Genomic DNA, 25,411 nt, shown 5'->3' on the forward strand with positions numbered 1-25,411 from the left:
CCGGAGGAACTGCTTACTGCGGTTCGAAGACGAGCGTTGGCCGGTCGCGGTCGTCGGACCGCTCGACGCCGACGGTCACCTCGGTCCCATGCTCGACGGCGTCCGGCGTCGTCTCCACGACGACGCCCGTCAAGGTGACCGGGCCGAAGTCGGCGAGCGCGCTGACGTATGGCACGCGGTCCTCGAAGGCCGGCGTGGCGACGTGCACCACCGTCTGCGCCCGGATGCGCCCGATTTCGGGGATGGCGCGAGTGGTGAGCGACTGCGCGCCACAGTCCGGACAGACGCGACGCGGTGGCACCGACCCGTGACCATCCGGGCACTCGAGGTAGAAGCCCTCACCCGCTTCGATGGCCGCACAGAACGCCTCGTAGGACTGGACAGGCGTCTCCTGCTCGCTCATGACACCACCTCCAGGACGTGAACGGTCGTACTGGCGACGGTCCCGCCCGCGCTGTGCGTGACGCCCGTCGTGGCGTCGGCGACGTACTCGCTGTTGGGGTGGTCGCCGCGGAGGAGGCGCGTCATCTCGACGACCTGACTCGCGCCGGTCGCCCCGACCGGATGCCCCTTCGCCTTCAGGCCACCCGAGCAGTTCACCGGCAGTTCGCCGTCGCGCCAGGTCTCGCCCCGGCGAGCGGCCCCGATCGCCTCGCCCGGTTCGTAGAGCCCCAGGCCCTCGAGCGCGAGCACCTCCGCGACCGTGAAGCAGTCGTGCACCTCGACGAGGCCGACGTCGTCCGCCCTGATGCCGGCGTCCTCGTACGCTTCGCGCGCCGCGCGTTCCGTCGCTGGCGTCCGACTGAGCGACTCGCGGTTCTGGAGCGCGAGGCTGTCCGTCCCCTGCCCGGACCCGGTCACCGCCACGGGCGCCTCGAGGTCCGCCGCAGCAGCGTACTCGTCGCTGACGAGGACGAGCGCACTGGCGCCGTCGGTCACCGGACACGCGTCGAGCAAGCCCAGGGGTGCCGCGACCGTCGGCGCGTCCAGCACGTCGTCGACGGTCACCGTCGACTGGAACTGCGCGTACTCGTTCTCGACCGCGTGGGCGTGGTTCTTCACCGCGACGTGCGCGAGGTCGCGCGACGACCCGCCGTACGTTCGGAGGTAGGCGTCCGCCATGAGCGCGTACGCGCCAGGGAACGTCACCCCGGTACCCACCTCGTGGATGGCGTCCGCGGCAGTTGCGAGCATCGCCGTCGCCTCCCCAGTCCCGACGTGGGTCATCCGTTCGGCACCGCCGACGAGCACGACGTCCGCGTCGCCGTGTTCGATGGCTCGTACCGCGTGCCTGACCGCCACGCCGCTGGACGCACACGCGCTCTCGAACCGGGTCGCCGGCGCGGACACGCCGAGGCTCTCCGCGACCAGCGGGCCGTGATGGCCCTGGCCGTCCGCGAGTTCCCCGACGAAGTTCCCGAAGTAGACCGCGTCGACGGCGTCACCGCCCACGGCCGCGTCACTCATCGCCTCCACGCCTGCGTCGGCGAAGAGCTCGCGTATCGTCCGGTCACCGTGGTCTCCGAACGGCGTGAGCCCTACGCCAGCAACTCTCACACTCTGCATACACACCAGCCGTTCCGACCCGGGGTTGAAATATGTTCCTACGCGCTACGACACCTCGGAGGCCCGCTTCCCACGACGCCCACGGCGACGACGGCCCGCTTCCCACGACGCCCACGGCGACGACGGCCCGCTTCCCACGACGCCCACGGCGACGACGGGTCGATGCCGTCGGTCGCGGCCGGGCATCGAGCGCTTACACTCCCGGAAGATTCGTCTCTGCGGGATTTTATGTTATCAGCGTCCATCTGGCGTCACCACGCGACCCCGCCAGTATCGCTGTCGGGCATTTGTGGCAAGATCGAGGCGCACCCGGGCGTGCGCTACGAGCCGTGCGAAGTGGGGTTGCCGTCCGAGAACAACCGCAGCGGGTGCGCCGGAGAGCGCGACAGCACGCGAGACTCCGCATGCGTGCACCCATACCAGCGAGACCACGGTCCGATTCGCGAGATGGGGATGGGCCCCGTGCCGGCCGCTGCCGCGAGCGCGACCACGTGCCGCCATCGCTTGCGTGGAGACGGCCCGGCCCTGTTCGAGCGGAAACGCGGTTCTCTGTCCACGCGGCGTCGAAGTCGACGGACAGCGTCGGCCCGAGTACTCGACGAGGGGCACGGGTTGACCCAGGGTGGACGGCTACCGGACCGGCCGTGGAACGCACATAGTTCTGTCACAATTCGCGCCCGACGATTCGACACTCGCGAACGAACCACTGACTGGCACGGACCGCTTCGAATCCTCCTGGAGACCTCCCGAGCGTGCCCGTCCACCGACCGAAGGCGGGAGTCTATCACGGGGGACCCAATCATTATTTTTCTCTGATTGGATTCCATAACACCCAGTTAACGTATATTTATTGGTGGCTCTGTAGCGCTCCAGCCCGTGAAGTTCGACCCGCGGGAATCCTCGTCTGCCAGCAAGACGCCAGAACGCGCACCAGCCGTGACATTCAGGGGATGGTATCGGCAGCGACCTGTGTTCGCTGTCGATGCTGATCGGCGGGAGCACCGTCTCGGTGTCGACGCTGCCGAGAGCAGGGAACCCCGAACGCGACAGCATCCGTTCGAAGCGTCTTCTCCGCGATATCGGGGGTATTCGAGGGTGCAGTGTGGCCTCCCTTCGCGGCGACGGGTCGAGTCGTCACCGGAACTGAAAACGAATCCTACCATCCAGATTTGAATATATGGTTTCTTATATTTCTGGATTCGCGCTGCGGGGATGTCGAGGTCGGGTCCGACATCGTGGTCCACGACGCTGTGACCAACTCGGGTCGGCAAGCGGCGTGGCAGCCACCGATTCGCTATCGGCGGAGCCGGTGGCATGAGCGCCACGCCGTCGTCGTCGACCCGACCGACGCAATCCACTTGCCGGATCGACGCCTACTCGTCGTCGTGGACGACGTACTCACCGACCTGGACCGGACGAAGGTCGACGCGAGCGACGACGACGCGTTCTACGGCCGGCCGCGGTTCGTCACGCACGCCGACGACGGCTTCCTCGACCGACTCACGGACCTGTACGCGGCCGTGTCGACCGACGGCGACCGCGTGTTCGACGCGATGAGCAGCTGGGTGTCCCACCTCCCGGCGTGCGACTACGAGCGCGTCGTCGGCCACGGCCTGAACGCCGCGGAACTCGACGCGAACGACGCGCTCGACGAGTGGTTCGTCCAGGACCTCAACGACGACCAGGCGCTCCCGCTCGACGACGACGCGTTCGACCTCCTCTGCTGTGCACTCTCCGTGCAGTACCTCCAGTACCCCGCCGCGGTCTTCCGCGAGTTCGCGCGCGTCCTCGCCCCCGACGGCGCGCTCGTCGTCAGCTTCACGAACCGGATGTTCCCCACGAAAGCCGTCCGCGCGTGGCGCCGGGCTTCCATGGACGAGCGCGTCGCCCTCGTCGAATCCTACTGCCGGGCCGCCGGCCTCGTGGTCGCGGACGTCGTGCGCGAACGCCCCGCGACCGACCCCTTCTACGCCGTGGTCGCACGCCACGCGAACTGACCCGCAGTCCACTCACCCGCCACGGCGACCACCAGAAGACGAGCGCACCCCATCACCCGTGTCGACCGGCGCCCACAGCCGTCGCGTTAGCCCGTTCCCAGCCCCTCTCGAAGGGTGATGGCAGCAGCCAAGAAACAGTCCCTCTCGAGCGTGCGAAATCCGGGATCAGGGGATCAGTAGTCCACCGGACGACGGCTGCAGCGCGATGAAGTGCTTCCGTTCGATCTGGAGGCCCTCGCCGACGAACAGCCGCCAATCGTACTGCCCGGACTCGAGGTCCAGGGCGGTGAGGTCGACTTCGAAGACGTCGTCTTCGGGCGACTGCGTCCCCGCCTGCGTCGCGAGAGGGTCGAAGTAGCTCTCTCCCACGTACAGCGCCACGTTCCACGACTCGTTGGTCGACGGCTGGCGCGTGACGTACAGCGTCTCCCGCGTCTGTTCGGCCCCCCAGTGGTAGTTGATTCCGTAGACGAAGCCGTCCGTCGTCCCGATGCGCGTGCCGTCTTCGAGCAGTTCGATCACGTACTCGCCGAACGCTTGCGTCCGGAACAGGTCGGTGTCGCCCCGCCACGCGCCCGCCAGCATGACGTCTTCCTGTTGGCCAACCGGCCCCAGTTCGATGGCCGACGGCGGCACGCCCTCGGATTCGGTGTCGATGCTCCAGGTCGACACGCTGAACCGTTCGCTGTCGGCGTCCGGTTCGAACGTCGCTGCCTTGTCGAGCGTGACGTTCCGAACGCGGAGCGACCGATTCGTGCCGCCACCGAACGCGACCCCGTCGTCCGGTATCGACGCGAAGTGGAGGTCCTGCGAGGTGTGGGTGCCGCCGCCGTCCGCCGGCCCCCAGCTGCTCCCGGAACCGCCACCGTGTTCGAGTAACTCCGGCGTCCGGTCGACGGACTGTTCGACGACGACCGCCTCCTCCGCAGCGAATCCGCCAGCGTACTCGAGCGCCTCGGACTCGGTCGCGAAGAGGTCGTCGGAGTCGCCGTCCTCCTCGCTGGTGGCCGTGGCGTCCGGTTCGCTCTCCGTCCGTCGTGTCGTCGTCCCCGTCGGCGTCCCCGTCGCCGTCTCCCCACCGTTGTCCAGTCTGAGACAGCCAGCGACGGACGACGCGGAGAGTGCAGCAACGAGATGTCGGCGCTTCATACGGATACCTTCCAGTCGACCCTTATCAACGTTCGCCGTCGCGGAACGAGCTACGTCGTCCGGAGCGCCATCAGGTGGTACTTCCAGTCCTCGCTGGTCCGGTACATCACGTAGACGTCGCCGTCGACGACCGCGGGCGTCATCGGAATCTCGGGCGTCGGAATGGACCACTGCGGGTCGCCCGTGTTCGCATCGACCGCCACCAGACCGGGGTCGTTCCCCGTCGAACCGACGACGATCGTCTCGCCGACCCGAACTGGCGACCCCCTCTGGGACCGAGCGCCTCGCCCGGTGTATCGCCAGCGGCCGGCGCCGTCGGTGCCGAGACAGAAGAGGCCGTCCGACGTCCTGTACGTGACCGTGTCGTCCGTGGCAATCACCGAACAGTCGGTCCCGTTCAGCGTCTCGTACGTCCATCGCGTCCCCCCAGTTTCGGGGTCGAGCGCGAACAGCGACGGTGCGTCCCGGGTGTCGTTCGTCGTCGCGTAGACCGCGTTGCCCGTGACGGTGGGCGCCCCAGCGACCTGCGCGTCGACGGCGCGCCACAGCACCTCGCCAGTGTTCGCGTCGAGTGCCTGAACGCCCGCCGCCGCCCGCTTGTCCCCGGCGACGTAGACGCGGCCGTTCCCCACGGCGCACGACTCGAGGCCCCGTCCGTCGAGTCTCGTCTTCCAGCGCGTCGTCCGAGCAGCGGTGTCGAGAGCCCAGACGACGCTCTCCGCGTCGGTATCGGCGATCCACGACGTCCCGTAGAGCACCCCGTCCTCGTGCCGAACGGGACCCATGTTTCCCACGCCCGCCGCGGGTTCCATGCGCCACCGTTCCTCCCCCGTCTCCGCGTCGAACGCGAAGACGCGCCCGCCTTCCGCGCCGATCTCGGCGGTGAAGTACACCGTCCCGTCGACGACGAGTGGATTCCGGACGTTGATGACGCCCGACAGTGACGAGTCGGTCGTCCACGCCTGCTCGCCGGTCGTACGGTCCAACGCACGAAGCCCCTCTCGTCCCTCCCCACCGACGAAGACGTGCGAGTCCGAGAGCACGACCGCCGTCGATACCGGGGCCACGTCCTCCTGTCGCCACGCGACGCAGGCAGCGGACGTCCCCACCGATTCCTCGGGGACGTACCCCGTGCTGGCAGCGTCGCTCTGTGGCTGGCCCCAGTCGTCCGTGGCCGCTCCCGAGAGCGACCGGTCGGCCGGACACGCCAGATCCTCGAGCGTCGCCCGGGACGTCTCCGTCGACTCCTCGGTCTCGGTGGCCGTCGTCGACGCCGTCGCCGGATCCGTCGCCGTTCGAGTCGCCGACTCGCGCTCCGTCGACGCTGCAGTGTCGGTTCCCCCGTCGTTCAACCGCAGACACCCCGTCAAGCTGACCCCCAACCCGGCCGCCGTCAACATCGCCCGTCGCTTCATGGAGAACCCCACCGAAGGACGCGATATAGGAGTTTTGGGCGACCCACTCGACGTCCGGGAGCGGGCTGGCTCTCGAAGCCGTCGGCGCTCAGTCCTCGCTGTAGCTCCCGATGCTCGCGTTCTCGTGCCCGTGGATGGCGTCCCGGACGTCCTCGCGGCTCCAGTCGAGCGGTCCGAGGACGTCCGCGACGGCGCGCACTAACTGGGTGGCGTAGTGGTCGGCGTCGTACCGGTCGACGTCCTCGCTGGCGAGGCGGACGCGCTCTCTGGTCGTCTTGTCGGCGTCGACGACGACGTACTCGACGTCGCGGCCGGGTCCAGCGGGGACGCCCTGCTCGCGGGCGCGGTCGAGCGCGGCGGTGGCGTCCGTGTACCGCTGGTAGGCGTCCGCGGGCTTGCTGGTGCGGCGGCGCGCGACGAGGCGGTCGGGGTCGACGTCGCCCCGGCGGAGGCGGTCGACGGCCTCCCGTGCGCGTTCGGCGACCGCTCGGGGGTCGTCGGTCGCGTCGAGGACGCGCAGGCACTCGCGCTGGACGTCCGCGACGAACTCGGGGGTGTTCCGGCGGCGCGCGGCAACGCCACGGAGTTTGAACGCGTCGCTGAACGCGTCGCGGTCGCCTGCGGGGACCGCGTCGGGGGCGTCCGCGCGCTTCGCGACGTACTTCGTGAGCGCTCCGCCCTCCTTGTCGGCGAGCGGGCAGAACGCCACCCAGTCGTAGTGCGCCTCGTGCTCCAGGCGGACGTCGACGGCGTCGGTTATCTCGCTCGCGAGCGCGTCGAGCGGTTCGCGGGCGGCGTCGTCGACGTCGGGCGCGGGCGTCACCCAGATGGAGTCGACGATGCCGTGGAGGACGCGCCACCCGCCCGCTTCGAGGCGCTCCTTCGCGGAGAGCAGTATCTCGCGAGCGTAGGCGTTGATGGCCTCGTGGCACTCGATGCGGCCGAACTTCGCGTTCGAGAACCCCTGGTAGCCGAAACACGAGACGAGGATCCACTTCAGCGCCGACGACCGCCCCTCGAGGTCGGCGATGCGCTCGCGGTCGGGGTCGTCGCTCGCGCGCTCCGCGGCGATGGCGGCCTTGTAGTCGTCGCGGTCGTCGACGATCGGCTGGAGGACGTCGGGAAGGTAGCCGTCGCGGTCGCAGACCGCGTACCCGAGTCCGGGGACGTCCTCGCGGTGGCGGTGACAGTGACAGCGGATGGTGTCCGGGCTGACGTTCCGCGTGCAGATGACGTTCGGGTAGAGACTCGAGAAGTCCAGTTCGTGCACGTCCCGATGGCGGCCGACGGCGGGCGAGAGCGTGAGGCCGCCGCGGTCCGCGTCGTGGAGCGTCCGCATCGACGCGAACTCCTCGTGACGCCACGCGTGCCACGGCACCACGACCCCGCGGTCGCGGGCCTCGCGGATCTGGATGGCGGTGAGGACGTTCCCGATGCTCGCCCACGCCGCCTCCTGGAGGGGCTTGTGCGAGCGCGCGACGAGGTCGAGGACGCCGTCGATGCTCGTCTCGTTCACGAAGAACGTGTTCGACAGGTCGACGATAGCACGCCCCGGGACCGCGTACCGCGCGGGCGAGTGCCCGACCTGCCCGTAGCTCGTGAACGTCGACTCGCCCGCGAGCTCGCGATAGCCGGGGCGGCGCCCGAGCGCGTACTCGCCAGCGGGCGCGTCGCTGGCTGCCGCCAGTCGCGGGACGAGCTTCGCGGTGTCGAGCACGAGCACGTCCGGGTCCGCCGCTTCGATTCGGGATTCGACGGCTGCGGCGACGTGCGCGGGGTCGCCAGAGACGCGGTCGCCCTCGACGGAACCGCCGGTCGCGGTTCCGTCCGCTCGTCGCGTCGACGACGCGACGTTGTCGACGACGAGCGCGCCGTACGCGTCGCTCCCGCGCTCGCCCTCGGGGACCTCGACCGCGAACGTCTCCGGGTCGCGTGCGGGCGTCGGGTTCGTGGGCGCGGACGCGAACTCGCCGTCCGCGGCCCGCGCACGCCGGCTGGACCCGGCGCCCCCGACGACCCGTCCGCCGCCCTCGCCGAGCGCGTCCAGATGGTAGCGAAAGCCCGGGGAGAGGTCGACGTCGTAGCACGCGAAGTCCCCCGTCGGCGCGACTTCGTGGGCTTGCCGCGCGAGCGACCGCACGCGGTCGACGTGCGTCGCGTCCACCGCAAGCAAGCGCTCCGGTGGCCGCCCGAAGTACGTGCGCTTGTGGACGAACGACGTCCCGAGGACGTCCGGGTGCGCCTCGTAGTGCGCGCGCAGGTCCACGAACCGCCCGCGGTCGTCCGCACCGTCCCGCAGCCGGCCGTCGCCGTCGCGACGCCCGCGGACGCCCACGTAGAACCGCGGCGCGTACGCTCGCGTCACCGCCGACGCACCATCCTCGGGGTCGAGGGTCCACGCTCGAACGCGGCCGTCGTCGCGGAAGTCCGTGACGAACGCCACGCCTACGCACCCCCATCGACGTCGTCCGCGTCGCCCGAGGGCTCGGCGTCGTCCGCGCAGTCGGCGTCGTCCGCGCAGTCGGCGTCGTCCGGACGGTCCAGGTCGGGGACCTCGGCGTCGCCGAGCCGGTTCGCGAGCGCGGTCACCGCCGGCGGGTAGTCCGCCGCGTCGAGCTCGTGGTCGAGCGCCGCCGCGTCCACCGCCGCCTCGACGTCGTCGACCCGTCCCTCGAGACGGTCGAGTCGGCCGTCGATGCGGTCCAGTCGGTCCGCGACCGCGGCGAGTTCGTCCGCCAGCCCCTCGCGCTCGCGCTCGGCGTCGTCGTGCCGGCGTTCCTGTTCGAGCGCGATACCGACGAGCGCCGCGACGAGCGGGTTCCGGTGGTTGCGCGCCCCGGCGGCGTCGGCGTGCTCGCGAGCGTACCCGAACAACCGGTCGAAGCGCTCGCGGTCCCGGCGCCGGAGCGCGCGCCGGTACGGCGACCAGCGCTCCTCGATGGCCGACAGCGCGTCGCGGTACGTCGGGTTCGTGCGACCCATCACGCACCACCCCCGCGAGCGCGGCGGGCGGTCGGCCTGGCGAACGCACGGCGGGGTGGTCCGCGGGCGAGCGCGCTGCTAGCTGTCGGACGGGCGATGCGAGACGGCGAGTGGAGGCGGTCGTCGTCGCGGGACGAGTACTGCATACTCGAGGCGACGACCACCACGCACGTAACCGACGGCGTGTCGTTTCCGGAAACTTCCGGAAAACGCTATTCCGGCGACGACGCCGACGCTGAGCGTTCTACGTTCGATTCCAGGGTTTCCGGAAAGCGATTCGTCGATGGCGTTCGACGGCGGCGCGCGGTCGAACTCGTTCGTCGGCGACTCGCACGCGAGGTACGCCGCCGGCTCCGCCGACGGCCGAAACGGTATTGTACCCGAGCATACACGTGTATGCCACACCTTTGCACGGGGATGAGTCATGAGTCAGGGGGCACAGTCGATGGCGTTCCTGATGTTCCTCTCGACCATCCCCATCATCGGCGTGACCGTCTACGTTTTCCGCAACCGTGGACAGCCCGGTGCCAGTGGATTACTGCTCTGTCTGGTCGGAATGATCGGGTGGTCGCTGCTGCTGATGCTGATCACGTGGCCGACGCGAATCCTCCCGGTGCACCTGAACATCACCGTCCGGTTCTTCTTCCAGCTCCTCGTGACGTTCGGGTGGCCGCTGTTCGTCCTCGAGTACCTGCGCCGCGACCGAATCCGAATCCCGCGCTGGATCGTTCCCATCGCACTCGTCATCCCCGTCATCACGCTCGCGCTCTCGGTGACGAACCCCATGCATCACCTCGTCGTCGACGCCGCCACGCCCACGAACCCCACCGGCATCAGCGAGTTCGTCCTGAACCCGTGGTACTACGTCCACATCGCGTTCGCGAGCGTCCTCGCGATGCTTCCAATTGGCCTCCTCGTCGCCGACTTCCGGGGCGCGCACGGCGTCCACCGCCAACAGCTCGTCTTCCTCATGGCCGGCTGGGTCATCGGCTTCCCGGGCGCGCTCCACACGCACCTGTTCAGGCACATCGACGCCATCCCCACCTACGTCGACCTGACACCGATGGCGTTCCTCGTGACCGCGCTCCTCTGGGGGCTCGCGCTCGAACAGCACCAGCTGTTCAGTCTCGTCCCGGTGAGCCGTCGCACCGCCGTCGAGACCCTCACCGACCCCGTGCTGACGGTCGGCCAATCCGAGCAGGTCGTCGACGCGAACCAGGCCGCAGCGGCGTTCTTCGGCGCCGACACGGAACTCGTCGGGAACAGTACCGACGCCCTCTGCCGGACGTATCCTGCGCTCCGACCGCTGCTGGTGGACGGCGACGACCCCGCGGAGCTGACCGTGGCTGCCGGCGGCGACACCAGGCAGTTCGTCCCGCAACGACAGCCGATAACGCGCGGCAACCGGAGCGTCGGGACGCTGTACGTGTTCCGGGACGTGACGGAGCTTCGCGAACGCGAGACGGACCTCGAGCTCCTGAACGAGGTGTTCGCGCGCGTGTTCCGGCACAACTTCCGGAACAGCCTCAACCTCATCGAGGGGCACGCGACCCGGATCGGGAACGCGGATTGTGCCGACGCGCACGCGACCTCCGTCGAGCACATCAAGGAGACGAGCCAGCAGTTGCTCGCGCACAGCGAGAAGGCGACTGTGCTCCGGAACCTCATCAACGAGGACCAGCCGTCGGAGCGGACCGACCTCTCCACGCTCGCCCGAGGGCACGCGTCGCGCGTCGCCGCGGAGACGCCGGCGACGGTCCGGACCGAGATCGACGACGACGTCACCGCCGAGGGGCATCCGCTCGTCACGAACGCCATCGAGGAGCTCCTGGAGAACGCCATCGAGCATCATACCGGCCCCGAACCCCCGCAGATTGCGGTCGGCGTCCGGTCGACCCCGGACGAGAGCGTCGTATACGTCGAGGACGACGGCCCGGGTATCGACGAGAGCGAGCTCGATGCGCTCGACCGGCGTACCGAGACGGCGCTCAGGCACGGTTCCGGCGTCGGGCTGTGGCTGGTCGACCTCATCGTCCGCCAGTCCGGGGGTTCGTTCACCATCACCGACGCCGTCGACGTCGCCGGGACGCGTGCGACGGTCCGGTTCCCGCGACCAGACCAGTAGCGTACCGGACCGCGTGCCGCCGTGGGGCGGCGACGGCACGCGGTCGCGACCGCGGACCGCAGAACGAGCGTGCCGCTCGACGCTACTCGTCGACCGGGGTGTCCTCGCCGTCCACGAGGTCCGCGTCACCGGTTCCGCCGTCGGCGGCGTCCGTGGACTCGCGGTCGGCGGCGGTCATCGCTTCGCCGAACGCCGCGACGCGACGCTCGTGACCCGGCGGCGTCTCGGTCTCGCGCGCGCTCTCCAGTTGCGCGTTCACGACGCGGTTCTGTTCCGCGCCCCAGACCGCCGGGGGCTGCTCGCGGACGTACTCGACCCAGCGCTTCACGTCCTCCAGCCGCGACGCTCGATTCGCGCGATGCTTCGCGTCGAGCGCGTCAGATCGACTTGAGTCGCTCATACTCGTTACTCACCCCGAGCCGCTCGCTCCATGTTTCGAGGTGTGTCGTCCTAAGGCTTTCCTCGAACAGCGCGTACAGGTGCGCCGCATCCTCGAAGTCCTTCTGCGCGCCGAGCCGGAGCTTGTACGCGATCTGGAGTTCGAGCGGGCCGACGGGTATCGTCGCGTCGCCGACGTGCGCGTCGATGGCGTTCCGGAGCGACGCGCGGTCGAACTCGTCGGTCGGGAACTTCACCTCGAGATGCGGCGTCATCTGCCCGTCGGGCGCGACCCAGATGTTCGTCCCGGCGTCGAGGTTCCCGTGGAGGTCGTCGAGCGGTGCCGCCGGCCCCCAGTACCCTTCGGCCTCGAGGGTCGCGACGAGTTCGTCGGCCTCGTCGGCGGCGAGCGGTTCGACGAGCACGTCGATGTCGTCGGTCGCGCGCGCTCTCCCGGTGAGAATCGCGACGTACCCCGCGACGAACGCGTGTTCGACGTCGAGCCGCGAGAGAATCGTGGAGAACGCGATGGCGAGGTCGTCGAGTTCGTTGGGTGGTCGTTCGACCACGAGTTCGCCGTCGCGGAGGGAGACGCCGCCCATGCGTCGCCTTGCGCGGGCAGCCTGATAAAGAACGGTCCCGCGGCTGCTAGCGGCGTGGTTCGTTCAGCGCCCGTGCTGCCAGGGCGAGAGCAGGTGTTCGTGTGCGGCGCCGTGTCCGTGGGGGCTGGCGGCGAGGGTGTTGTCGGCGTCGCCGAACCGCGTCGAGGCCGCGCTCGGCCCGGACGACCGGGTGGTGTCGGCGTTCGCGCTCGGCGTCGCGCTTGCTGGCTGGACGCCGGCGGCGCTGGCGCGCTGGTGGAGGACGGTCCGCCAGTACGAGAGCGTCGTCTGGAGGGTGCCGTCGGCTTGCGGGTAGACGAGCGTCTCGGTGTCGTCGCCGACGAACCGCGGGCCCTGCGCGGTCTGCTCGCAGCGCAGGCGGTGGTCGGCGGTGCGGGCGACGACGTCGGCGAACGCGTCGCTCCCGTCGTGTGCGGCGTCGGTGGCGTCGGCGACGGTCGCGTCCCGGCCGCCGGCGCGCGTGAGGAGGACGGGCGCGTCGTACGCGTCGCTGTATCGGCGGAGGCGGGCGAGCGTTCGCGCGAGCAGCTGGCGGGCGTGCTCGCGGGGGAGGTCGTCGGCGTCGCGGTACCGGCCGTCGACGACGGGGGCGACGAGGAGCGCGGGCGCGTCGGCCGCGGTGTCGTCGCGAGCGACGAGGTCGGTCGCGGCGTCGGGGACGTCGGCGACGGCGGCGTGATGCTGGTAGGGCGTGAACCCGCGGGCGACGTGGACGCGTTCGAGGAGCCGCCACGTCGGCGCGACCCTGGCGAGCGTCGTGGTGCGCGCGCAGCCGGCGGTGTCCACCCAGAGCGCGGGGCCGTCGCGAGTCAGCAGGTGGTCGAGCGCGAGTGACTGGAGCACGGGGACGCCGCGGCCGTCGACGTCCAGTAGCGTGACGCCGTCGTCGAGCGACGGGAGGACGGGGTCGAGGTGGTCGTCGGCCGCGAGCGCGCGCTCGTTCCGGTCGGCGCCGCGCTCGGGCTGGGTCGGCGCGTCCTGCTGGGTCGAGTCCTGCATGGTCGAGGGAACGACCGCGGTCGGGTTAACGCGAGGCGTGTCGTTTCCGGAAACTTCCGGAAAGCGCCGGGCGCCGTCTCGTCGACCGCGAGCGCCCGCGAGGAGGCCGAATCGTCGTTTCCGGAAAGCGTCCACGGCCGGCGGCGGTCGCGGCGACGACGGGACGAGGTACTTGGGCGAGGGAGGACGCGGTCGTTCCGGGACAAGATACCTAAGCGAGAAAACGGAACAGTCACCCATGCGTCACGTCCCCGACCCGAACGCGGACGACGTGAAGACGCTCATGCCGATAGCCGCCGTCCTCCTGATCGTCGCCGCTATCGGCGGTTTCCTCCTCGTCGGGAGCGGTGGCCCGGTCGCGGTGACGGCGACCGCCGAACCCCGCGATGCACCGCTGAATCCACCGCCGGAAACGTACGACGTCTCCGAGTTCGAGGCGGGCCATCCGGTCCGCGAGGCGGCGGTCGCGGCGCACGACCGGAACGAGTCCGTGGCAGTGAACGGGACGATAACCGACCGGTCGAGGGTGAACGTCGGCAGTGGCGTCGACTCGTCGACGCTCTACGTCCGCGTCGACGGCGACATCGTCACCGTCGAGGTTCGAAAGCGCGGGTAGTGCGCGAACGCCGCGGGTGCGCGGGGGCCCGACCATGGTCGCCCCGGAAGACTCTTTGAGTGAGACTCACTGACTAGGGTATGACCGATGGGGGCAGGGTGGACGTCGACGTCCTCTTCCTGAACCTCGCGGGGACGTCGAACGGCGGTGGAGCACTCCCGGATGACGTACGCGAGGGGTTCTCGGTGCGCCGAGTATCGACGGTGACGACCGCGGTCGACGTCCTCGCCGATAGCACGGTCGCGTGCGTGGTCGTCGCCGGAACGGGGTCGACGGTCGCGGACGCGGTCACGGAGCTCGCTGCCATCGACGATTCGGCGGCGGTGCTCGCCGCGGTCGACGTTTCGACCGACGACGTCGCCGTGGACGCGCTCGAAGCGGGCGCCGACGACCTCGTCCCGGTCGGGAGCGACGACGGCGCGAGCGACGATAGCGACGACGGCGGGAGCGACGATGACGAAAGGAACGGCGACGTCAGGACGCGCGTGGTCGCGAACCGCGTCGAGAACGCGGTTCGGCGACGGCGGAACGCGCGGCAGGCGTCCGTGACCTACGAGAGCCGGGACGCACTGCTGGACGAGGCGAGCGTCCCCGTGCTGTTGGTCGGAGACGACGGGCGCGTCGTGCACGCCACCGGTGGCGCGGCGACGTACCTCGGGTACGGGGACGCGCCAGCGATGATCGGCGAGCGAGTGGAGTCGTTCGTCCACCCCGAGGACCGTGAACGTACGATGCTCGGCCTGTACGACGTCCTCGAGGGCGGGACGTCGACGGCGGAGGTCGAGTTGCGGTTGTTGACCGCGGACGGAGAGATACGGCACGCGGCCGTGACGACGTCGCCCGCGTACTACGACGGCGAACTGGTGGCGCAGACGGTCGCAAAGGACGTGACGGACCGTCACGACCCGGTTCGGGCGCTCACGCGACGCGGTGCGGTGCTTCCGGCCGCGCTCGACGGCCTCGAGGGCCTCCTGTTCGTCGCGGACGCACAGTGGCGCGTCCAGTTCGGGAACGAGCACCTGCGAGAGCTCCTGGGGTACGACGAGGCGACCGTGAAGTCGCTCGACCCGACGTCGCTGTTCCCGTCCGCGGACCGGGACGCCGCGGTGGACGCGCTCGAGACGGCGCTCGACGGGAACGCGGTGGCGTTCGAGACGCGCGTGTCGACGGCGACCGGTGGGCCGATCGACTGCGAGTTCCGACTGCGGCCCGTGGAGAACGACGACGGCGACGTCGTCGGCGTCGTCGGCGTCGGCCAGGACGTCGGCGAGCGAGTGCGTCGGGAGCGAGCGCTCCGGACGCTGAACACGGTCGGGTCGGACCTGAAGACGAGCGAGACGCCGACGGAGGCGAGCGAGCGCACGGTCGCCGCGGCGACCGAGGTCCTCGACATGGAGTTCTGTGGCGTGAGCCTCATCGAGGACGACGACTACCTGGACATCGTCGCGGCGTCGGACGAACTGGAGGAGACGTGGACGATGCGGATGTCGGTCGACGAGGGCGTCGCGGGGTTGACCTACCGGACGGGGCGGTCGTTCCGCGTGGACGAACTCGACGCGTTCGAGGAAGCGGACCCGAAGGGCGAGTTCCACAGCCTCATCTCTGTGCCGGTCGGCGAGTACGGCGTCTTCCAGGCGGTCGCGGACGCGCCGAGTGCGTTCGACGAGACGGACCTGGAGCTCGCGGAGTTGCTCGCGAGACACCTGGCGACGGCGCTGTCACGCATCGACCGCGTGGCGCAGCTCCGCGAGCAGAACGAGCGGCTGTCGGAGTTCGCGAACGTCGTCAGTCACGACCTCCGGAACCCGCTGACGCTCATGCAGGCGGAACTCGAGATGGCCGAGGAGCGCGGCGACCCGGAGGACTTCGAGCGCGTCCGGGACGCTATCACGCGCATGGACGCACTCATCGACGACCTGCTGACGCTCGCTCGCGCCGGCGAGGGCGCTGCGGAGACCGAGCCGGTGGACGTTGCGATGGCGGTGACCGAAGCGTGGGCGCCCGTGTCGTCGACGACGGCGTCGGTATCCGTCGGTGACGTGCCGACGGTCGACGCGGACCCGTCCCGGTTGCGCCAGCTCCTCGAGAACCTGTTCCGGAACGCCGTGGAACATGGTTCCACGAGCAGTCGGACGGAGTCCGACGACGCGGTCGAGCACGCTGGAGCGAACGTCTCGGTGACGGTCGGGGCGCTCCCGGACGACGCAGGGTTCTTCGTCGCCGACGACGGCCCGGGAGTCCCGGCGGAGAAGCGCGAGCGCGTGTTCGAGTCCGGGTACACGACGGCCGAGGACGGAACGGGGTTCGGGCTCCGTATCGTCGAGGACGTCGCGGACGCGCACGGGTGGTCGGTCTCGGTGACCGAGAGCGCCGACGGCGGCGCCCGCTTCGAGTTCCGTACTTGAACCTTCCGACGGCTTGTCGGCGGTGACGAACGCGACCCGGGTATTACTTGTCGAAGGATAGAGGGGAGGACACGCATGGCTGGTGGCTACGACGACGATGGGACGCGGACGCGACGGGACGTCCTCCGGACGGCGGCGGCGGGCGTCGCGGCGAGTGGACTCGGCGCGAGCGCGGGGTGTCTGGCGACGCTCCCGCCGCTCGGTGAACGCGTACAGTTCGGTCGCGTGGACGCGCCAGCGGCCGACGACGCGACGTACGCGACGTGGGCGCCCGACGGCGACGCGATCGACGGGGAGACGACGCTCGACGCCTCGATGGACGTGATGTCCGTCGCACCGGCGGCGCTCCACGCGTCCGAGCTCGGACGGCACGCGTCGTTCCCGGCGACGTTCCTGAAGACGCGCGTCGACTACTTCGGGCACGGGTTCGAGACCTACCGCGGCGCGTTCAGTTACGGGCCCGTGGTCGCGCTCGTCGGCGACGTCGACCGCGAACTGGTCGGGCGGACCGCCGTCGACGGCGGGTACGAGCGAGCGGACGGCTACGAGTCCTACGACGTGTACGAACGCGACGACGTGGCGCGCGCGGCGTTCGTCGGCGACGACGTGGTCGCGTGGGCGCACGGGTCGACCGCGCGGACGGACGTCGGTGCGGTCCTTGACGCTCGCGACGGCCGGATTCCGACGCGCTACGAGCGCGACGACGGGTTCGCGACCGCGGTCGACGCAGTCGGCGAACACCCCTCGACGTGGCTGTTCGAGCAGGAGTCGAACGATATCGAGCGGACGTTCCCGGAGGCGACCCACGTCGGGATGGGGACGACCGCCGACGACGACGGCGTCTACTTCGTGCTGACGTTCTACTTCGATGACGGCGGAACGCCGACGGTGGGAGCGGCTCGGGACGCGATGGAGAAGCGCGACCGAGCGCTGGAGTCGGAGGCGACGGAGGTGTCGGTCGGGGACGCGATGGTCGAGGTGGAGATACAGTTGTCGTGGGCGGCGTACCGACGGGATAGCCCTGCCGCGCTCGACGACTGGCCGCAGGTCACGTGGGGCGTGACGCGCGAGGAGCGGTCGGTGAGCGTCCGGCACGCGGCGGGCGACCCCGTCGACGCCGGCTGGCTCGACGTCTCGTTCTTCCCGGAGGTCGAGTCGCCGCCGGCGCTGTTCGAGTCGGGGACGGTCGGTCCCGGGGACGTGGCGACGCTCGACCGCGACGACGTCCCGGCGGACGCGCGGAAACTGAACGTCACGGCGTCACCGCCCGAGAGCGACTCGATCAGCACGGTGCTATCGGTGGAACTCGACGGCGAGGATGCGTGACCGCGACGGCGTCGACGAATCGGAGCCGCGCGAGTTCGAGGTCGTCGACGACGAACTGGTCGCGTCCCGCGACTCCGGACAGTTTACGAGCGTGGACGTGTCAGCAAGGAACTGTGAGTGAGGACGTGGACCTGGCGACCGTCGTCTCGCTGCTGGACGACGAGTGCGCGCGGGACATCCTGGTCGCGACGAGCACCGCGTCGCTGTCGGCGACGGAGCTCGGGGAGCGACTCGACGCCTCGCTCTCGACGGTCTACCGGCGACTGGAGCGGTTACACGACGCTGGACTCGTCGTCGAGGGGACGCGGCCGCGCGCCGACGGCCACCACGACACTGTGTACAGCGCGGACCTCGACGAGTTCACGGTCTCGCTCGCGGACGACGGCATGGAGTTCGAGCTACGGCGGCGGCGCGAGGACGTCGCGGGACGGCTCGCGCGCCGCTGGGATGACCTGAAACGATGATCTACGTGTACGGCTTCAATCTCGTCGAACTCGCGGTGATAGCGGCCGCGGGCGCGTCGACGCTCGTCGGTCTCTACATCGGGTATCAGGCGTATCGGGCGCTGGAACTGTACGACGACCGGTCGATGTTCTACCTCGCGGTCGGCCTCATCCTCCTGACGGTCGTGACGTACGCGACGGCGTTCGCGGGCACGGTCCTCCTCCGGTTCGAGGTGCTCGCGCTCCCCGCGCAGGACGCGTTCCGGCTCGTCGTCCGCTGCTGTCAGCTCGCGGGCCTGCTCTGTATCGCGTACTCGCTGTCGCTACGGCGGTGACGGCGCGGACGCGCCGGTCGTCGCGAGCGAACCGAGCGAACGAGGGGGCGTCGCTCTCAGTCGCCGCGCTCGACCTCCGCATCCGCGTCCGTGTCCACGTCCGCGTCGTCACCGACGGTAGTGCGTTCGTCGACGTCCGCGGGGAGATCGGGGACGCGACTGGTGTCGTGCTGGCCGACTGGCGGCCGGTTGACGACGGCGGCGTCGCTCGCCGCGAGGTCGGTGTGCTCGCGCTCGTCGGTCATCTCGCCGTCCGCAACCGCCCGCGCATCCTGGTCGATGCGCATCGAGCAGAACTCGACGCCGCACATCGAGCAGAACCTGGCGTCCTTGTAGTTGTCACCGGGCAGGGTCTGGTCGTGGTAGTCGCGAGCGCGGTCCCCGTCGAGCGCGAGGTCGAACTGGCGGCGCCAGTCGAAGTCGTAGCGGGCCTCCGAGAGGGCGTCGTCCCAGTCGCGGGCGCCCGGGCGGTCGTTGGCGACGTCGGCGGCGTGTGCGGCGATCCGGTACGCGGCGAGGCCGTCGCGGACGTCCTCGGCCTCGGGGAGCCCGAGGTGCTCCTTGGGCGTGACGTAGCACAGCATCGCGGCGCCGTGGCGCGCGGCCTCGGTCGCGCCGATGGCGCTCGTGATGTGGTCGTAGCCGGGTGCGACGTCGGTGACGAGCGGGCCGAGGACGTAGAACGGCGCGCCGTCGCAGACCGCCTGCTGGCGCTCGACGTTCTCGCGGATCTCGTCCATCGGAACGTGACCGGGACCTTCGACCATCACCTGGACGCCGCGGTCCTGGGCGTGCGCGGTGAGTTCGCCGAGCGTCTCCAGTTCCGCGTACTGCGCGGCGTCGCTCGCGTCCGCGAGACTCCCCGGTCGGAGGCCGTCGCCGAGACTGACGGTGACGTCGTGCTCGACGAGGACGTCGCAGTAGTCGTCGAAGTTCGCGTACAGCGGGTTCTCCATCGCGTTCTCCTCCATCCACTGCGCGAGGATGGAGCCGCCCCGGGAGACGATGCCGGTGGTGCGGTCGTCCGTGAGCGGCAGGTGCTCCATGCGGACGCCGGCGTGCAGCGTCACGTAGTCCACGCCCTGCTCGGCTTGCTTCTCGACGACGGAGAGGAGGCGTTCGTGCGTGAGGTCGGCGGGGCCGTCGACGCGCGTGAGTGCCTCGTAGATGGGGACGGTGCCGACGGGGACCGGCGAGTGCGCGACGTTCGCCTCGCGGATGGCGTCGAGGTCGTCGCCCGTGGAGAGGTCCATGACGGTGTCGGCGCCGTGGTGGACGGCGGCGTGGAGCTTCTCGAGTTCGCCCGAGCGGTCGCTCGTCGTCTCGGAGTTCCCGATGTTCGCGTTCACCTTCGTCGCGAACTCGCGCCCGATGACCATCGGGTCGAGCGCGTCGTGGTGGACGTTCGCCGGAATGACAGCCTGGCCGTCGGCGACCTGTTCGCGGACGTATCGCGGGTCGACCTGTTCTCGTTCGGCGACGCGTTCCATCGCGTCCGTTATCTCGCCGTCTCGTGCGCGCTGCAGTTGCGTTCGAACCATTCACCACTAGGTGATACCACTTGGTGATAAACATTCGTGTTTCGAGAGCTCGGCGTCGTCGAGAAGCACACCCCACGCTAAGCAAGAGTAAAGGAGCCGAAAGCCCAGATAACGCCCAATCCCGGGCGTGTCAGAACACGATTAGTTCCGGTCGTCTGCGGCCGGGTCGCCGCGGACCACGACAGCGGGTCAGTCGGCGTGCTGCTCGACGCCCTCGTAGGGCTCCCGCGAGATGGTCTCGCGGAGGTCCGCGAGCGCCTCCCGCCCCGTCGTCGAGGCGGCGTGCGTGACCGCGAACACCTCCTCGCGAGAGATCTTCACGCCGCGCTCGGTGAGCGCGTCCTCGGGTCGCGCCCCGAGTTCGCGGAGGGTACCGACCGCGAGCAGGAACGGGACGCTCCACGCCTCAAGCGTGTTCCCGTGCACGAGCGGCATCGACTCCAGGTACGTCTGCGCGTCGTCGAGGAAGCCGCGAGCGTGGTCGGCGGTCCGCTGGACGACCCGGGCCGCGGCACCGCGGTGCTCGGGTTCGACGACCTCCTCCTGGGGGACGCCCTCGGCCTCGAGCCACTCGTTCGGGAGGTAGACGTTGTTCTCGTCGACGTAGTCGTCGTAGACGTCCTTCGAGACGTTCGTCAACTGGAGGAGTTGCCCGAACTCCTCGGCGGTCCCCTGCATGCGGCGGGCGCGGTCCTGGTCGACGTCCGTGCGCGTCAGGAGGTTCGTGACGAGTTCGCCGACCGTCCCGGCGGCGTAGTGACAGTACTCCTCGAGTTCCTCGGCGTCGCCGATGCGGAGCCCGCCCTCGTTGCTGTACCGTTCGACGAACGCCGCCATCCCGTCGACCATCTCGACGACCGGGCCGACGACCGCCGACTGGACGTCCTCGGGGAGCGCCGCGAACGTCGCGAGGACGGTCGGCGACCGCGCGACGACCTCCCAGTCGTCGTTCCGTTCGCCCTCGGCGGGCACGTACGCGTCGACGTCCGCGCGGAACTCCTCGATGGTCGCGTCCGCGTCGGGGTCGACCGCGTCCCGGTACGTCCGGAGGAGCGCCGCCTGCTCCTCGGGCGGGAGATGCCCCGCGTCCTCGACCGTGTCAGCGACTCGACAGAGGAGATACCCCAGACAGATGTGGGTCGACATCGGTTCCTCCAGTACGTCGACTGTCAGGGCGAACGTCCGCGACACGCCCTGTACGGCCTCGTGACACCACGCCTCGTCGACATCACCACGATAACACTCACGCCCGCTCATCAGATATACCCGACCAAAAGGGCCCCGCGGCAAAAAGCCTCCGGGGTAACGACGGCCCGAATCCGACCCGAATCCGGCCCGAGTCCCCGATTCCGTCGGTGTCGAACGGTCAGAGTCTCGCACTGACCGGGCGAAGGTGTCACGGGAGGAACTGGAAGCGTTCGAGAAGCGCGGTGAGCGCTGCGAACGCGGCCGCGGACGTGGGACGCGAGCGCCTAGAGTCGTCGGTCGAAGAAGTCCGCCGTCAGCCGGAACGTCCGGATCTTGTGGTCGGCGTCCGTCGACGTGTGGCCCTCCTCGCCGAGTTCCACGTACTCGAACTCCTCGCCCTCCTCCCACCCGCGTTCGAGGAGCGCGTCGCGGAACGTCCGCGCCTGCGATATCGGACAGCGCGGGTCGTTCACGCCGTGGACCATCAGGAGCGGGTCCTCCATGTCGTCGACGTGCGTGATCGCCGAGCGGTCGCGGTAGAGGTCGGCGTCCTCGTCGGGGTCGCCGACGAGCTGTTCGAGGTACGACTGGAAGTGCGGCATCGACTTCTCGTACAGCAGTTCCAGGTCGGTCATCCCGACGAACGCCGCGCCCGCGCTCCAGAACCCGGGACGCTGCACGAGCTGCATGTACGTCGAGTACCCGCCGTAGGAGCCGCCGTAGACGGCGACGCGCTCGGCGTCCACCCAGTCTCGGCGCTTCAGCCAGCGGCCGGCTTCCGCGACGTCGACCTGTTCCATGCCACCCCAGTCGCCGTTGATGCGGTGCTTGAACTCGCGGCCGCGGCCCGTGGACCCGCGGTAGTTCGGGAGCATCACGGTGTAGCCCTCGTCGACGAGGAACTGGACGCGCGCGTTGAACCGCCGGGACTCGGCCGCGCTCGGGCCGCCGTGGACCATCACGATGGCGGGTGACGGCCGCTCGCCCGAGTCGTAGACGAGTGCCTCGATGTCGAGGCCGTCGGTGGACTCGTACGTGACGACGTCGCAGGGCGCGAAGTCGTCGGGGTCGAACCGTCCGTACTCGGCGTCGACGAGGGAGTCGGAGGCGTCGGCGTCGAGGTCGTGCGCGAGCAGGCGCTGGCGCGTGGTCGGGGTTTCGTGCGTGACGAGCACGCGGCCGTCGGCGAGGACGCCGTCGTCGGCGCTCGACCCGGGGAACCGGGCGACGCCCTCGAGGAGGTCGAGTTCGGTGGCGGCGTCGGTGTCGTCGCGCTCGTAGTGGACGGCGACCTCCGCGCAGTCGCGCGCTCGACGCGCGAGGAACCCGTCGCCGTCGGGGAGGACGAACGCGGGCACCTCCTCGCGGTCGGGCGAGCCGTACCACGTCACCGACCCGGATTCGAGGTCGTAGACGCCGGGGCGCGTGGTGTCCTCGCTGTCGTCCGAGAGCAGGACGGCGTCGCCGCTCGGGAACCAGTCGGCGATAGTCGTCTCCGCGCCGACGTCGCCGACGTCGAGACGGTGCGCGTCGACGGCGGCGTCACCGTCGCCGGACGCGCCCGCGTCCTCGCCGCCAGCCGGGGCGACGCCCTCGTCGCGGTCGGCGTCGAGGGCCGCGAGGGAGGCGACGTACGGGTCCTCGTTGTCGAGGTCGTCCCGCTCGTTCGTCCGGTAGGCGACGCGGTCACCGTCGGGCGAGAACTGGCCGAAGGAGGCCGGGCGGTCGTACGCGGTGAGTTGCGTCGACTCGCCGGTCGCGACGTCGTGAACGTGAAGGTTCATCTGGCCGGTCGCGGTCGTCGAGTAGAGGAGCCGCGAACCGTCCGGGGAGACGTCCTGGAGGTTGGTCTGGCCGTCGGTCTCGACGACGAGGTCGACGTCCCCGTCGAGCGTGATGGCGTAGATATCGTTCTGCTCGTCGCCGTCGTCCTGGTCGCGGTGGAAGAACACGCGGTCGCCGTCGGCGTCCCACGCGATGGGGTACATCGCGTTCTCGGGGACGTTCCCGTCGCTGACCTGCGTGCGCTCGCCCGATTCGACGTCGAGGACGTAGAGCTCGTTCCGTCCGGTCTCGTCGTGGTAGAACGCGATCCGGTCGCCGTCGGGACTCACCGTCGGATGGTAGAACTCGGGGAGGGACGCGAGAGCCTCGAGTGTGTCGTCGTCGCTTCCTGCGCGGCGCGTCGTGGCCTGTTGGGCGTCGTTATCGTCTGTCATGATGGGTTGGTGGTGCGGTCGGCGCGCGATGCGTCGGGGGCTCGACAGGTGGCCGCGGTCGGTGACCGTGGCGCTGGTGGCGGTCGGGTTGGTGCGGTAGAATCGAAGCAGTCGCTACGGAAAAGAATTGTTATTTCGATTTACAGTCTTCTCCGCTTACATTTTCGCACGCTGGGGATTTAGTTCTTTCCATGCATCTGGTTCGCGGTCGAATTGAATCGGTGCGCGCGCCGAGTCCTACGCGTCGAGCGCGAGCGAGCGAACGCGTTCGCGGAGTTCCGCGGGCCCGTCCGCCACCGCATCTGCGCGCGAGACGTCCTGCTCGCCGTCCGAGTCCGGCGACCGGTACGCGAGGACGTACGCGCCGGCGCGAGACGCAGCCTCGATGCCACTCGCCGAATCCTCGACGACGAGACAGCGCACGGGGTCGACGCCGAGTCGTCGCGCCGCTTCCTCGTAGATGAACGGCTCGGGCTTCCCGGGTTCGTCGAGTTCGGGCGCGAGCACTTCGACGTCGAAGACGCCTTCGAGGTCCAGGCGCGAGAGCGTCCACGCGACCCACTGCGGGAACGACGACGTCGCCAGCCCGACCGGCAGCCCGGCGTCCTTCACCTCGCGCACGAGGTCGGCCGCCCCGTCGGTGACGCTCGCGCGCTCCAGGTAGATGGACTCCGCGACGTCGTCGTACAGCTCGAAGTACTCCTCGCGACTCACCAGCATCTCGTGGTCCGCGCCGAACGTGTCGTACTGGTCGTAGATGCTGACGCCGGTGAGGTCCGCGGGCGTCACGTCCGCCCCCTCTGGGTACGCGGCGTCGATGATGTCGTGCATCTCCTCGGTCCAGTACGACTCTGACTCGACGAGCACGCCGTCCATGTCGAATATCACCGCGTCGATGCGTCGGTTCGCGGGGTCGGTTCCGTCGACGGGAGCGTCCGGGGTCATCTCGTCGGACACGTGGACTCCCAGGGGCTTCCCTTCGGTGGTTCCCGGTGGCGCCTGACGGTTCGACGGGCGAAGAGTTACGTCCGGCCCGTTCGAAGGCCGTGGCGTGATTCGGGATGCGCGCGTGCTGCGGACGGACTTCGTGCCGAGCGAGGTCGAGCATCGGGACGGCGAGGTGAATCACCTCTCGTCGGTGCTCGACCCGCTCACGAGGGGCGAGTCCGCCGATACCGCGGTCGTCACCGGGCCCTCTGGTGCGGGGAAGACGTGCCTGACGCGGTTCGTCGCCGGGAAGCTCCGGGAGGCGACGCTCGACGTGGAGACGGTGTACGTGAACTGCTGGCGGAACTACACGCGGTATCGAGCGCTCTACAGCGTCCTCGAGCACGTCGGGCGGACCGTGGACGTGCATCGACAGTCGACGCCGACGGACGTCCTCGTCGACCGCGTGGAGAACGCGGACCAGCGCGCGGTCGTCGTCCTCGACGAAGCGGACCAACTGGAGGACCCCGGTATCGTCTACGACCTCCACGGGCTCCCGCAGTACGCGGTCGTGGTGGTCGCGAACCGCGAACAGGACCTGTACGCGCCCGAGGGGAACCGCCTCCGGTCGCGATTGCAGGCGAGCGAGCACGTCCGCATGGACACGTACGGCGCCGACCAGCTCGTCTCCATCCTGGGGTCGCGCGTCGAGAACGGCCTGGAGCGCGACGTCGTCACCACCGACCAGTTGGAGCGCATCGCGGACGCGGCAGCGGGCGACGCCAGGCTCGCCATCGGCATCCTTCGGAGCGCGGCGCGCGCCGCGGAACGCGAGGACGCCGACGAGATAACCGACGCCATCATCGAAGAGGCGGTGCCGACCGCGGAGACGGAGATGCGCCACGCCGACGTCGCGAACCTGACGCCCGACCAGGTCGCGGTGTTCGAGGTCGTCCGCGATCACGGCCCCGTCAGCCCCGGCGACATCTACGACGCGTACTGCGAGCGCGTCGACGACCCCAAGAGCGAGCGCTCGGTGCGCTCGTACCTCTCGAAGATGCAGCAGTACGACCTCCTCCTCGCGAGCGGTTCCAGTCGCAGTCGCGTGTACGAGGTCGTCGACGACGACCTTCCGTCGCCGGGCGCCTGAAAGAAGAAGGAGACGATGCGCTGGTCG

21 protein-coding genes and 1 pseudogene are annotated in these 25,411 nt (G+C 69.8%); 9 read left to right on the top strand and 13 right to left on the bottom strand.

Going from position 1 to position 25,411, the window contains the following annotated elements; all coding sequences use genetic code 11:
• Window positions 1–13: 13 nt before the first annotated feature.
• Window positions 14–403 (bottom strand): Zn-ribbon domain-containing OB-fold protein, encoded by a 390-nt coding sequence (locus tag VYJ16_RS15510; RefSeq protein WP_336351223.1) that lies wholly within the window; start codon window positions 401–403, stop codon window positions 14–16.
• A complete protein-coding gene (locus VYJ16_RS15515) occupies window positions 400–1,566 on the bottom strand; it encodes a thiolase C-terminal domain-containing protein (RefSeq protein WP_336351224.1) in 1,167 nt (388 codons plus the stop codon). The genes VYJ16_RS15510 and VYJ16_RS15515 overlap by 4 nt, the downstream gene beginning before the upstream one ends.
• Before the next feature lie 1,385 nt (window positions 1,567–2,951).
• Between VYJ16_RS15515 and VYJ16_RS15520 the strand changes: the two genes are divergently transcribed.
• Window positions 2,952–3,563, top strand: a complete 612-nt coding sequence (locus VYJ16_RS15520; protein WP_336351225.1) for a methyltransferase domain-containing protein — start codon at window positions 2,952–2,954, stop codon at window positions 3,561–3,563.
• A gap of 165 nt (window positions 3,564–3,728) precedes the next feature.
• Here the strand turns inward: VYJ16_RS15520 and VYJ16_RS15525 are convergent, their stop codons facing one another.
• From VYJ16_RS15525 to VYJ16_RS15540, 4 genes and pseudogenes are all read right to left on the bottom strand, one after another.
• On the bottom strand, window positions 3,729–4,712 hold the full coding sequence (locus tag VYJ16_RS15525; protein ID WP_336351226.1) for a hypothetical protein: 984 nt from the start codon (window positions 4,710–4,712) through the stop codon (window positions 3,729–3,731).
• 50 nt (window positions 4,713–4,762) lie between these two features.
• Window positions 4,763–6,127, bottom strand: coding sequence for a PQQ-binding-like beta-propeller repeat protein (locus VYJ16_RS15530; protein ID WP_336351227.1), 1,365 nt, complete (start codon window positions 6,125–6,127; stop codon window positions 4,763–4,765).
• Between the two features lie 88 nt (window positions 6,128–6,215).
• Window positions 6,216–8,570 carry a type B DNA-directed DNA polymerase gene (locus tag VYJ16_RS15535; RefSeq protein WP_336351228.1) on the bottom strand — a complete coding sequence of 785 codons (2,355 nt, stop codon included), beginning with the start codon at window positions 8,568–8,570 and terminating at the stop codon, window positions 6,216–6,218.
• 263 nt (window positions 8,571–8,833) lie between these two features.
• Window positions 8,834–9,109: pseudogene (locus VYJ16_RS15540) on the bottom strand (DUF8156 family protein); the annotation flags it as partial.
• Window positions 9,110–9,533: 424 nt separating this feature from the next.
• Here VYJ16_RS15540 and VYJ16_RS15545 point away from each other — a divergent pair.
• Window positions 9,534–11,234 carry a histidine kinase N-terminal 7TM domain-containing protein gene (locus VYJ16_RS15545; RefSeq protein WP_336351229.1) on the top strand — a complete coding sequence of 567 codons (1,701 nt, stop codon included), beginning with the start codon at window positions 9,534–9,536 and terminating at the stop codon, window positions 11,232–11,234.
• Window positions 11,235–11,316: 82 nt separating this feature from the next.
• Here the strand turns inward: VYJ16_RS15545 and VYJ16_RS15550 are convergent, their stop codons facing one another.
• The 3 genes from VYJ16_RS15550 to VYJ16_RS15560 form a co-directional block, all read right to left on the bottom strand.
• Window positions 11,317–11,634, bottom strand: coding sequence for a DUF8150 family protein (locus tag VYJ16_RS15550; protein WP_336351230.1), 318 nt, complete (start codon window positions 11,632–11,634; stop codon window positions 11,317–11,319).
• Window positions 11,612–12,214, bottom strand: coding sequence for a hypothetical protein (locus VYJ16_RS15555; RefSeq protein ID WP_336351231.1), 603 nt, complete (start codon window positions 12,212–12,214; stop codon window positions 11,612–11,614). Before VYJ16_RS15555 ends, VYJ16_RS15550 begins: the two co-directional genes overlap by 23 nt.
• 63 nt (window positions 12,215–12,277) lie before the next feature.
• Entirely contained in the window at window positions 12,278–13,234 is a 957-nt protein-coding gene (locus VYJ16_RS15560; protein WP_336351232.1) for a hypothetical protein, read from the bottom strand.
• Window positions 13,235–13,472: 238 nt separating this feature from the next.
• Between VYJ16_RS15560 and VYJ16_RS15565 the strand changes: the two genes are divergently transcribed.
• The 6 genes from VYJ16_RS15565 to VYJ16_RS15590 all read left to right on the top strand — a co-directional run bounded on the left by VYJ16_RS15565 (window position 13,473) and on the right by VYJ16_RS15590 (window position 18,359).
• A complete protein-coding gene (locus VYJ16_RS15565) occupies window positions 13,473–13,850 on the top strand; it encodes a hypothetical protein (protein ID WP_336351233.1) in 378 nt (125 codons plus the stop codon).
• Between the two features lie 80 nt (window positions 13,851–13,930).
• Window positions 13,931–16,255: a PAS domain-containing sensor histidine kinase gene (locus tag VYJ16_RS15570; protein WP_336351234.1), complete on the top strand. Its 2,325-nt coding sequence runs from the start codon at window positions 13,931–13,933 to the stop codon at window positions 16,253–16,255.
• A gap of 75 nt (window positions 16,256–16,330) precedes the next feature.
• The gene (locus VYJ16_RS15575; RefSeq protein ID WP_336351235.1) at window positions 16,331–17,581 is read left to right on the top strand and encodes a hypothetical protein; all 1,251 of its coding nucleotides are present in this window, start codon (window positions 16,331–16,333) and stop codon (window positions 17,579–17,581) included.
• Window positions 17,574–17,702 (top strand): hypothetical protein, encoded by a 129-nt coding sequence (locus VYJ16_RS15580; protein ID WP_336351236.1) that lies wholly within the window; start codon window positions 17,574–17,576, stop codon window positions 17,700–17,702. Before VYJ16_RS15575 ends, VYJ16_RS15580 begins: the two co-directional genes overlap by 8 nt.
• Entirely contained in the window at window positions 17,695–18,045 is a 351-nt protein-coding gene (locus VYJ16_RS15585) for an ArsR/SmtB family transcription factor (RefSeq protein WP_336351237.1), read from the top strand. The genes VYJ16_RS15580 and VYJ16_RS15585 overlap by 8 nt, the downstream gene beginning before the upstream one ends.
• Complete coding sequence (locus VYJ16_RS15590; RefSeq protein WP_336351238.1) at window positions 18,042–18,359, top strand: DUF7521 family protein; 318 nt, start codon at window positions 18,042–18,044, stop codon at window positions 18,357–18,359. The genes VYJ16_RS15585 and VYJ16_RS15590 overlap by 4 nt, the downstream gene beginning before the upstream one ends.
• Before the next feature lie 56 nt (window positions 18,360–18,415).
• Here the strand turns inward: VYJ16_RS15590 and thiC are convergent, their stop codons facing one another.
• From thiC to VYJ16_RS15610, 4 genes are all read right to left on the bottom strand, one after another.
• A complete protein-coding gene (gene thiC, locus VYJ16_RS15595; protein WP_336351239.1) occupies window positions 18,416–19,900 on the bottom strand; it encodes a phosphomethylpyrimidine synthase ThiC in 1,485 nt (494 codons plus the stop codon).
• Window positions 19,901–20,089: 189 nt separating this feature from the next.
• A complete protein-coding gene (locus VYJ16_RS15600) occupies window positions 20,090–21,157 on the bottom strand; it encodes a phytoene/squalene synthase family protein (protein WP_336351240.1) in 1,068 nt (355 codons plus the stop codon).
• A gap of 215 nt (window positions 21,158–21,372) precedes the next feature.
• Entirely contained in the window at window positions 21,373–23,307 is a 1,935-nt protein-coding gene (locus VYJ16_RS15605) for a S9 family peptidase (protein ID WP_336351241.1), read from the bottom strand.
• 237 nt (window positions 23,308–23,544) lie between these two features.
• A complete protein-coding gene (locus VYJ16_RS15610; protein ID WP_336351242.1) occupies window positions 23,545–24,264 on the bottom strand; it encodes an HAD family hydrolase in 720 nt (239 codons plus the stop codon).
• Window positions 24,265–24,358: 94 nt separating this feature from the next.
• Here VYJ16_RS15610 and VYJ16_RS15615 point away from each other — a divergent pair, with 94 nt between their 5' ends.
• On the top strand, window positions 24,359–25,384 hold the full coding sequence (locus tag VYJ16_RS15615; protein ID WP_336351243.1) for a Cdc6/Cdc18 family protein: 1,026 nt from the start codon (window positions 24,359–24,361) through the stop codon (window positions 25,382–25,384).
• The last annotated feature ends 27 nt before the right edge of the window (window positions 25,385–25,411 follow it).

Source organism: Halorubellus litoreus, from assembly GCF_037081675.1.
In the GTDB taxonomy this organism is placed as follows: Archaea; Halobacteriota; Halobacteria; order Halobacteriales; family Natrialbaceae; genus Halorubellus; species Halorubellus litoreus.

What these genes read in the sequence shown, in the direction of transcription:
- VYJ16_RS15510 (WP_336351223.1), bottom strand. Translation starts at nt 403, where the DNA reads ATGAGCGAGCAGGAGACGCCTGTCCAGTCCTACGAGGCGTTCTGTGCG.
- VYJ16_RS15515 (WP_336351224.1), bottom strand. Translation starts at nt 1,566, where the DNA reads ATGCAGAGTGTGAGAGTTGCTGGCGTAGGGCTCACGCCGTTCGGAGAC.
- VYJ16_RS15525 (WP_336351226.1), bottom strand. Translation starts at nt 4,712, where the DNA reads ATGAAGCGCCGACATCTCGTTGCTGCACTCTCCGCGTCGTCCGTCGCT.
- VYJ16_RS15530 (WP_336351227.1), bottom strand. Translation starts at nt 6,127, where the DNA reads ATGAAGCGACGGGCGATGTTGACGGCGGCCGGGTTGGGGGTCAGCTTG.
- VYJ16_RS15545 (WP_336351229.1), top strand. Translation starts at nt 9,534, where the DNA reads ATGAGTCAGGGGGCACAGTCGATGGCGTTCCTGATGTTCCTCTCGACC.
- VYJ16_RS15550 (WP_336351230.1), bottom strand. Translation starts at nt 11,634, where the DNA reads ATGAGCGACTCAAGTCGATCTGACGCGCTCGACGCGAAGCATCGCGCG.
- VYJ16_RS15555 (WP_336351231.1), bottom strand. Translation starts at nt 12,214, where the DNA reads ATGGGCGGCGTCTCCCTCCGCGACGGCGAACTCGTGGTCGAACGACCA.
- VYJ16_RS15560 (WP_336351232.1), bottom strand. Translation starts at nt 13,234, where the DNA reads ATGCAGGACTCGACCCAGCAGGACGCGCCGACCCAGCCCGAGCGCGGC.
- VYJ16_RS15565 (WP_336351233.1), top strand. Translation starts at nt 13,473, where the DNA reads ATGCGTCACGTCCCCGACCCGAACGCGGACGACGTGAAGACGCTCATG.
- VYJ16_RS15570 (WP_336351234.1), top strand. Translation starts at nt 13,931, where the DNA reads ATGACCGATGGGGGCAGGGTGGACGTCGACGTCCTCTTCCTGAACCTC.
- VYJ16_RS15575 (WP_336351235.1), top strand. Translation starts at nt 16,331, where the DNA reads ATGGCTGGTGGCTACGACGACGATGGGACGCGGACGCGACGGGACGTC.
- VYJ16_RS15580 (WP_336351236.1), top strand. Translation starts at nt 17,574, where the DNA reads ATGCGTGACCGCGACGGCGTCGACGAATCGGAGCCGCGCGAGTTCGAG.
- VYJ16_RS15590 (WP_336351238.1), top strand. Translation starts at nt 18,042, where the DNA reads ATGATCTACGTGTACGGCTTCAATCTCGTCGAACTCGCGGTGATAGCG.
- thiC (WP_336351239.1), bottom strand. Translation starts at nt 19,900, where the DNA reads ATGGTTCGAACGCAACTGCAGCGCGCACGAGACGGCGAGATAACGGAC.
- VYJ16_RS15600 (WP_336351240.1), bottom strand. Translation starts at nt 21,157, where the DNA reads ATGAGCGGGCGTGAGTGTTATCGTGGTGATGTCGACGAGGCGTGGTGT.
- VYJ16_RS15605 (WP_336351241.1), bottom strand. Translation starts at nt 23,307, where the DNA reads ATGACAGACGATAACGACGCCCAACAGGCCACGACGCGCCGCGCAGGA.